This is a genomic window from Citrobacter sp. wls757, from assembly GCF_005280935.1.
Taxonomy (GTDB): domain Bacteria; phylum Pseudomonadota; class Gammaproteobacteria; order Enterobacterales; family Enterobacteriaceae; genus Citrobacter; species Citrobacter portucalensis.
On the sequence record NZ_SZWU01000046.1, the window covers coordinates 1 to 5,415 of the forward strand.

The following is a 5,415-nucleotide window of genomic DNA, read 5'->3' on the forward strand; positions in this document are numbered from 1 at the left end:
TTTCTTCCGGCGCGTTATCGATCTGGTCGAATGCACGAGCAGCACCGCCGTAGGTTTTAGCCAGTACGGTAGTGATTGCAGCGGTCAGGGTAGTTTTACCGTGGTCAACGTGGCCGATGGTGCCGACGTTAACGTGCGGTTTTGTACGTTCAAATTTTTCTTTAGACACGGCTATATTCCTTACTATAGTGCTCTCCCCTATGGAGAGAGCACGGGACTTAGGTTTTAATCCTGTGGATTATTTACCACGGGCTTCAATAACGGCCTGAGCAACGTTGTTCGGCGCATCGTCGTACTTCAGGAACTCCATGGAGTAAGAAGCACGGCCTTTGGTCAGAGAACGCAGCTGGGTTGCATATCCGAACATTTCAGACAGCGGAACTTCAGCATGGATAACAACGCCAGTGACGTTGGATTCCTGACCACGAAGCATACCACGACGGCGGCTCAAGTCACCGATTACGTCACCGGTGTTCTCTTCCGGAGTCTCTACTTCAACCTTCATGATAGGCTCAAGCAGAACTGGTTTCGCTTTCTTAAAGCCATCTTTGAAGGCGATAGAAGCGGCCAGTTTAAACGCCAGCTCAGAGGAGTCAACGTCATGGTAAGAACCGAAGTGCAGACGCACGCCCAGATCAACAACCGGGTAACCAGCCAGCGGGCCAGATTTCAGCTGTTCCTGGATGCCTTTATCAACGGCCGGGATGTATTCGCCAGGAATTACACCACCTTTGATGTCGTTGATGAACTCGTAGCCTTTCGGGTTTGAACCCGGCTCCAGCGGGTACATGTCGATAACAACATGACCGTACTGACCGCGACCACCAGACTGCTTAGCGTGTTTACCTTCGATATCGGTAACTTTCGCGCGAATCGCTTCACGGTAAGCAACCTGAGGTTTACCGACGTTCGCTTCAACGTTGAATTCACGCTTCATACGGTCAACGATGATGTCGAGGTGCAGCTCACCCATACCAGCGATAATGGTCTGGTTAGATTCTTCGTCAGTCCATACGCGGAATGACGGGTCTTCTTTAGCCAGACGGCCCAGAGCCAGACCCATTTTTTCCTGGTCAGCTTTGGTTTTCGGTTCTACCGCGATGGAAATTACCGGCTCAGGGAATTCCATACGTTCCAGAATGATCGGGTGATCCGGGTCACACAGAGTGTCACCAGTGGTCACGTCTTTCAGACCGATTGCAGCAGCGATATCGCCCGCGCGAACTTCTTTGATCTCTTCACGTTTGTTAGCGTGCATCTGTACGATACGGCCGAAACGTTCACGTGCAGTTTTCACGGAGTTCAGGATGGTGTCACCGGAGTTAACCACACCAGAGTACACGCGGAAGAAGGTCAGGTTACCCACGAACGGGTCAGTAGCGATTTTGAATGCCAGAGCAGCAAACGGCTCGTCATCGCTAGCATGACGCTCAGCAGGAGTATCTTTACCGTCGTCCAGAATACCGTTGATCGCAGGTACGTCTACTGGGGATGGCAGGTAATCAATTACCGCATCCAGCATCGCCTGAACACCTTTGTTCTTGAACGCAGAACCACAGGTTACCAGGATGATTTCGTTGTTCAGAACGCGCTGACGCAGAGCTTTTTTGATCTCTTCTTCAGTCAGTTCTTCACCACCCAGGTATTTCTCCATCAGCTCTTCTGAAGCTTCTGCAGCGGACTCGATCAGGTTCTGGTGCCATTCTTCAGCCAGTTCCTGCATGTCAGCCGGGATATCTTCATAAGTGAAGGTTACGCCTGCATCTTCTTCGTTCCAGTTGATGGCTTTCATTTTCACCAGGTCAACAACACCGGTGAACGCTTCTTCAGCGCCAATTGCCAGCTGCAGCGGAACAGGGTTCGCGCCCAGACGGGTTTTGATCTGACCAACAACTTTCAGGAAGTTCGCACCCATACGGTCCATTTTGTTAACGAACGCAATGCGCGGAACTTTATATTTGTTTGCCTGACGCCATACGGTTTCAGACTGAGGCTGAACACCACCAACTGCGCAGTAAACCATTACTGCACCATCAAGCACACGCATGGAACGTTCTACTTCGATAGTGAAGTCAACGTGCCCCGGGGTGTCGATGATGTTTACGCGATGCGGTTCATACTGCTTAGCCATACCAGACCAGAATGCAGTAGTCGCTGCGGAGGTGATAGTAATACCACGTTCCTGCTCCTGCTCCATCCAGTCCATGGTGGCTGCGCCGTCATGAACTTCACCGATTTTATGGTTTACACCGGTGTAGAACAGAATACGTTCGGTAGTAGTGGTTTTACCGGCGTCGATGTGCGCACTGATACCGATGTTACGGTAGCGCGCGATGGGTGTTGTACGAGCCATTTGATTCCTCGTTTATCTTTTAGGCGTTCAATTTAAGTAGCCCAAAGCGGGCTGCTTACTAGAAGCGCCCGCCTGGTGACTAAAACTCCGAAGGGATTACCAACGGTAGTGTGCGAACGCCTTGTTGGCTTCTGCCATACGGTGAACGTCTTCACGTTTCTTAACTGCAGTACCTTTGTTTTCTGCAGCATCAGAAAGTTCGTTCGCCAGGCGCAGAGCCATGGATTTATCACCGCGTTTACGAGCAGCTTCAACGATCCAACGCATTGCCAGAGCATTACGACGGACCGGACGGACTTCAACTGGTACCTGATAAGTAGAACCACCAACGCGGCGAGACTTAACTTCGACAGTCGGGCGCACGTTTTCGAGAGCTACTTCGAAAGCTTCCAGTTCGTTTTTACCAGAACGCTGAGCCAGGGTCTCCAGCGCGCTGTATACGATAGTTTCGGCAGTAGATTTTTTACCATCTACCATCAGGATATTTACAAATTTAGCCAGCAGTTCTGATCCGAACTTCGGATCCGGCAGAATTTTACGCTGACCAATGACGCGACGACGTGGCATGGAAATACTCCGTTGTTAATTCAGGATTGTCCAAAACTCTAAGAGTTTATTTTGACATTAATATAAAACGTTTGGCCTTACTTAACGGAGAACCATTAAGCCTTAGGACGTTTCACGCCATACTTGGAGCGTGATTGCTTACGGTCTTTAACGCCGGAGCAGTCAAGCGCACCACGAACGGTGTGGTAACGAACACCCGGGAGGTCTTTTACACGACCGCCACGGATCAGGATCACGGAGTGCTCCTGCAGGTTGTGACCTTCACCACCGATGTAGGAAGTCACTTCAAAACCGTTAGTCAGACGAACACGGCAAACTTTACGCAGTGCGGAGTTCGGTTTTTTAGGAGTGGTAGTATATACACGAGTACATACGCCACGTTTCTGCGGGCATGCTTCCAGCGCAGGCACGTTGCTTTTTGCAACTTTGCGTGCACGTGGTTTGCGTACCAGCTGGTTAACTGTTGCCATTAAATAGCTCCTGGTTTTAGCTTTTGCTTCGTAAACACGTAATAAAACGACCTCATACAATATGAGGACGCAGAATTTTAGGTCGGTGTCGAAAAGGTGTCAAGAAATATACAACGATCCCACAATTACCAGGACATCTGGCTGGGATGCTTCACCGTAAGTCTGACGAAGTCAGTATAGCTAACCCTGACGACACTGTCTGAAATTTGACCACTCAAACCGCGAGCCTTAATGTCTTCTTCCAGTACATAGACCTTAATGGAGGCATTTTGCAGACTTTCAAGGAAACGGCTGCCTTCGATTGCCGCCGCCACACCATCCTGGAGCAATAAAAGCTCATCGTCTTTATCTAGCAGGCGAAGAAGAGAGGAGAAATCGGTAAGCCACGCGGAGCGATGTAGTGTGTGCAGCATAAGAGTCTCAAAACCTTAAAATGACGTCAAAGTTGCCTAACTCACGGCGTAAATCTTCCGGTTCAAGCGCTGTCGCATCGACCACAAAATTAACCCCCTGCTGAAGGCCCCGCTCGCGTAATGAAGCGGCGCAGAGCCAACATTGATCGATATCGTACAACCCTAACAGCTTGAAGGTTGCGATATAGTCTCGCGCCAGCACGGCATCCGGTTGTTGTCCCTGGAGGATTTGAAAGACGCCATCGCCGATAAAAAACACGCCGAGGTCTTCCGTTAATGCAGATGTCGCCAGCAATGCATCTAACCCTTCACGGCCAGATGCGCTGCCATGCGGCACGGTAGAAAAGACAAAAGCAACACGTTTCATCAGAACTGCACCACGCGATCGCAGGTCAGGGATGCCTCAGCCAGCGATCCAAGCCCGCTGAGGTTAAAACCTGATTGTAAATTAGCCCCTGCCAGTCCCAGCCGCTTTGCCTCAGTTTCATCAACAACGCCGCGACGCAACGCCGCCGCCACGCAGATATTCAGCGTTACACCATGCTGTTGGTTCAGCTGTTGCCAGGCCCGCACCAGATCATATTCATCACTGGCGGGTGAAGTCAGTAAGTTGGCGTTATATACACCTTCTCGATAGAAAAAGACGCTGCATAACTCATGCCCTTCTTCGAGAAGAGCATGAGCAAATTGCAACGCGCTGCTCGCCTGCTGCGTGCCATAAGCAGGCCCTGTCACCATGATGGCAAAACGCATTACTTGTCTTGCCCCTGGAAATCGCCGCTTTTGAACTGACGAATATAGAGGTAGACCGTATGTTTGGAGATGTTCAGCCGATCGGCGACCTGATTGATGGCATCTTTAATATCGAAGATACCTTTCTCATATAAATTCAGGACGATCTGGCGGTTCTTCGCGTTGTTGGAAACATTGCGATCGGCATTCACTTCTTCGATCGTGAATTCCAGCGTCTGGGTAACCAGATCTTCCACCGAAGAAGCGAAGTTGACGGCAGAGCCCACTTCCGGGGTTTCCGGTGGGATAAAGGTATTCATTATCTGCGAGAAAGGAACATCAAGGTTCATGTTGATGCACAGCAGACCAATCACGCGATGCTCACGGTTGCGAATGGCAATCGTCACCGACTTCATCAAGACACCGCTTTTCGCACGTGTGAAGTAACACTTCGACACGCTGCTATCCGCACCCGTCATATCATGCAGCATACGCAACGCAAGGTCAGTAATCGGTGAGCCAATTTTACGGCCCGTGTGTTCACCGTTAGCAATGCGGATGGCCGAGCATTTCAAATCCTGCAAAGAGTGCAATACGATTTCACAATGGGAACCAATGAGCATCGCCAACCCGTCCACTACCGCTTCGTAGGATTTGAGGATATCGAAGTCGGTTTGATCGAAAGGACGTTGATCCAGCAAATCTAGCTCACTGGTTTCGTTGGTTAAAAGCGACCTGGACATGAAAAAAAGCACTCCTTTTCAGGAGCCTGTCGTTATGTTGTCAGGGCAGGCTCATCACTATTATAGGGGCATCTAAAGTAATACAGCGCACAAGGCGCTTTCCAGTATTAATTATATCCTGTCGATAATAAAAAACC

Annotated in this window: 8 protein-coding genes; all 8 read right to left on the minus strand. The window is 50.1% G+C overall.

Translation table 11 applies throughout. The features are described 5' to 3' along the window. On the minus strand, positions 1 to 169 hold a 169-nt coding region (locus tag FDW94_RS12215), incomplete at its 3' end, for a GTP-binding protein (RefSeq protein ID WP_001692288.1). A gap of 69 nt (positions 170 to 238) precedes the next feature. After that, the gene (fusA, locus tag FDW94_RS12220; protein WP_003023659.1) at positions 239 to 2,353 is read right to left on the minus strand and encodes an elongation factor G; all 2,115 of its coding nucleotides are present in this window, start codon (positions 2,351 to 2,353) and stop codon (positions 239 to 241) included. A 96-nt stretch (positions 2,354 to 2,449) separates the two neighbouring features. After that, positions 2,450 to 2,920 (minus strand): 30S ribosomal protein S7, encoded by a 471-nt coding sequence (gene rpsG, locus FDW94_RS12225; RefSeq protein ID WP_003023657.1) that lies wholly within the window; start codon positions 2,918 to 2,920, stop codon positions 2,450 to 2,452. Between the two features lie 95 nt (positions 2,921 to 3,015). Then, positions 3,016 to 3,390, minus strand: a complete 375-nt coding sequence (rpsL, locus tag FDW94_RS12230; RefSeq protein WP_003023654.1) for a 30S ribosomal protein S12 — start codon at positions 3,388 to 3,390, stop codon at positions 3,016 to 3,018. A gap of 125 nt (positions 3,391 to 3,515) precedes the next feature. Then, positions 3,516 to 3,803 carry a sulfurtransferase complex subunit TusB gene (gene tusB, locus FDW94_RS12235; RefSeq protein ID WP_137377658.1) on the minus strand — a complete coding sequence of 96 codons (288 nt, stop codon included), beginning with the start codon at positions 3,801 to 3,803 and terminating at the stop codon, positions 3,516 to 3,518. Between the two features lie 7 nt (positions 3,804 to 3,810). Beyond that, the gene (gene tusC / locus FDW94_RS12240; RefSeq protein ID WP_003827771.1) at positions 3,811 to 4,170 is read right to left on the minus strand and encodes a sulfurtransferase complex subunit TusC; all 360 of its coding nucleotides are present in this window, start codon (positions 4,168 to 4,170) and stop codon (positions 3,811 to 3,813) included. Continuing rightward, positions 4,170 to 4,556, minus strand: coding sequence for a sulfurtransferase complex subunit TusD (tusD, locus tag FDW94_RS12245; RefSeq protein WP_008786293.1), 387 nt, complete (start codon positions 4,554 to 4,556; stop codon positions 4,170 to 4,172). Before tusD ends, tusC begins: the two co-directional genes overlap by 1 nt. Beyond that, entirely contained in the window at positions 4,556 to 5,278 is a 723-nt protein-coding gene (locus FDW94_RS12250; protein ID WP_003023643.1) for a transcriptional regulator, read from the minus strand. Before FDW94_RS12250 ends, tusD begins: the two co-directional genes overlap by 1 nt. Between the last annotated feature and the right edge of the window lie 137 nt (positions 5,279 to 5,415).